Below are 2655 nucleotides of genomic sequence, written 5' to 3'. Positions count from 1 at the left end.
AAAGTCGTTGACGGGCTTTTTAAACTCCCTATAATGCGCACCACTCCCAGCGACGAAGCGCTGAAAGAACTTGAAAATCAAGTACTTACAGATATTCGAAGGTGAGAGTGGTGGTCAGGCAGGTGATTCACTTGCCGCCTTCTGCAGCTGCTCCGGCAGTGAGCTGAAAGGAAGGTCGCCGAGGTGCTTGACAGTGAGTTTGATCGCTGTAGAATGCGCCTCCCGCTGATGAGAAGGTTTCCTTCGCTGAAGCACAAGCGATTGAGTAGAAAAGAAATTTTCGAAAAATAAAGCTTGACGGAAGATGAGGTTGGCGTAKAATGCGCGCCTCGGTTGAGACGAAAGCCTTAACCAACTGCTCTTTAACAAGTTGAATCAAGCAATTCGTGTGGGTGCTTGTGATGTAAGACTGATGATCGACTGATTATCAGCAACGCAAGTAACACTCGTGAATTCGAGAGTTTTAGCTCTTTAAATAGAGCATGCGATTGCTGAGCCAAGTTTAGGGTTTTCTCAAAACCCAAGCAGTATTGAACTGAAGAGTTTGATCATGGCTCAGATTGAACGCTGGCGGCAGGCCTAACACATGCAAGTCGAGCGGATGATGGGAGCTTGCTCCYGGATTCAGCGGCGGACGGGTGAGTAATGCCTAGGAATCTGCCTGGTAGTGGGGGACAACGTTTCGAAAGGAACGCTAATACCGCATACGTCCTACGGGAGAAAGCAGGGGACCTTCGGGCCTTGCGCTATCAGATGAGCCTAGGTCGGATTAGCTAGTTGGTGGGGTAAAGGCCTACCAAGGCGACGATCCGTAACTGGTCTGAGAGGATGATCAGTCACACTGGAACTGAGACACGGTCCAGACTCCTACGGGAGGCAGCAGTGGGGAATATTGGACAATGGGCGAAAGCCTGATCCAGCCATGCCGCGTGTGTGAAGAAGGTCTTCGGATTGTAAAGCACTTTAAGTTGGGAGGAAGGGCAGTAAGTTAATACCTTGCTGTTTTGACGTTACCAACAGAATAAGCACCGGCTAACTTCGTGCCAGCAGCCGCGGTAATACGAAGGGTGCAAGCGTTAATCGGAATTACTGGGCGTAAAGCGCGCGTAGGTGGTTTGGTAAGATGGATGTGAAATCCCCGGGCTCAACCTGGGAACTGCATCCATAACTGCCTGACTAGAGTACGGTAGAGGGTGGTGGAATTTCCTGTGTAGCGGTGAAATGCGTAGATATAGGAAGGAACACCAGTGGCGAAGGCGACCACCTGGACTGATACTGACACTGAGGTGCGAAAGCGTGGGGAGCAAACAGGATTAGATACCCTGGTAGTCCACGCCGTAAACGATGTCGACTAGCCGTTGGAATCCTTGAGATTTTAGTGGCGCAGCTAACGCGATAAGTCGACCGCCTGGGGAGTACGGCCGCAAGGTTAAAACTCAAATGAATTGACGGGGGCCCGCACAAGCGGTGGAGCATGTGGTTTAATTCGAAGCAACGCGAAGAACCTTACCTGGCCTTGACATGTCCGGAATCTTGCAGAGATGCGAGAGTGCCTTCGGGAATCGGAACACAGGTGCTGCATGGCTGTCGTCAGCTCGTGTCGTGAGATGTTGGGTTAAGTCCCGTAACGAGCGCAACCCTTGTCCTTAGTTACCAGCACGTTATGGTGGGCACTCTAAGGAGACTGCCGGTGACAAACCGGAGGAAGGTGGGGATGACGTCAAGTCATCATGGCCCTTACGGCCAGGGCTACACACGTGCTACAATGGTCGGTACAGAGGGTTGCCAAGCCGCGAGGTGGAGCTAATCCCATAAAACCGATCGTAGTCCGGATCGCAGTCTGCAACTCGACTGCGTGAAGTCGGAATCGCTAGTAATCGTGAATCAGAATGTCACGGTGAATACGTTCCCGGGCCTTGTACACACCGCCCGTCACACCATGGGAGTGGGTTGCTCCAGAAGTAGCTAGTCTAACCGCAAGGGGGACGGTTACCACGGAGTGATTCATGACTGGGGTGAAGTCGTAACAAGGTAGCCGTAGGGGAACCTGCGGCTGGATCACCTCCTTAATCGAAGATCTCAGCTTCTTCATAAGCTCCCACACGAATTGCTTGATTCACTGGTTAGACGATTGGGTCTGTAGCTCAGTTGGTTAGAGCGCACCCCTGATAAGGGTGAGGTCGGCAGTTCGAATCTGCCCAGACCCACCAATTGTTGTGGTGTGCTGCTGATCCGATGGGGCCATAGCTCAGCTGGGAGAGCGCCTGCTTTGCACGCAGGAGGTCAGGAGTTCGATCCTCCTTGGCTCCACCATTAAATCGTCGAAAGCTCAGACATGAATGTTCAGATTGAACGAACATTGATGTCTGGTCTTTGTGCCAGAACTGTTCTTTAAAAATTTGGGTATGTGATAGAAGTAGACTGAATAATCTCTTTCACTGGTGATTATTCAAGTCAAGGTAAAATTTGCGAGTTCAAGCGCGAATTTTCGGCGAATGTCGTCTTCACGTTCGAGACAATAACCAGATTGCTTGGGGTTATATGGTCAAGTGAAGAAGCGCATACGGTGGAATGCCCGCGCGCTCGGCCACCGCATAGATCGACAGGCTCGCCGCGCCGCCTTCGGCCAGTTGGGCGCGGGCGGCGTCGAGGATC

General features: G+C 51.8%; 2 tRNA genes, 1 rRNA gene and 1 pseudogene. 3 read left to right on the top strand and 1 reads right to left on the bottom strand.

The features are described from left to right. Nucleotides 1-532 precede the first annotated feature (532 nt). The 3 genes from QO207_RS31380 (at nt 533) to QO207_RS31370 (ending at nt 2313) form a co-directional block, all read left to right on the top strand. A 16S ribosomal RNA gene (locus QO207_RS31380) occupies nt 533-2069 on the top strand. A 64-nt stretch (nt 2070-2133) separates the two neighbouring features. Beyond that, nucleotides 2134-2210: transfer RNA gene (locus QO207_RS31375), tRNA-Ile, on the top strand. A gap of 27 nt (nt 2211-2237) precedes the next feature. Next, nucleotides 2238-2313 (top strand) — tRNA-Ala (locus tag QO207_RS31370). 236 nt (nt 2314-2549) lie between these two features. Here QO207_RS31370 and QO207_RS31365 read toward each other — a convergent pair. Beyond that, nucleotides 2550-2654 (bottom strand): annotated as a pseudogene (locus QO207_RS31365) (TetR family transcriptional regulator); the annotation flags it as partial. Nucleotide 2655 lies beyond the last annotated feature (1 nt).

It is taken from the genome of Pseudomonas sp. CAN1 (genome assembly GCF_030462585.1).
Classification (GTDB): Bacteria; Pseudomonadota; Gammaproteobacteria; order Pseudomonadales; family Pseudomonadaceae; genus Pseudomonas.
The sequence above is the reverse complement of the archived record's forward strand: the minus strand, read 5'-3'. Positions and strand labels throughout refer to the sequence as shown.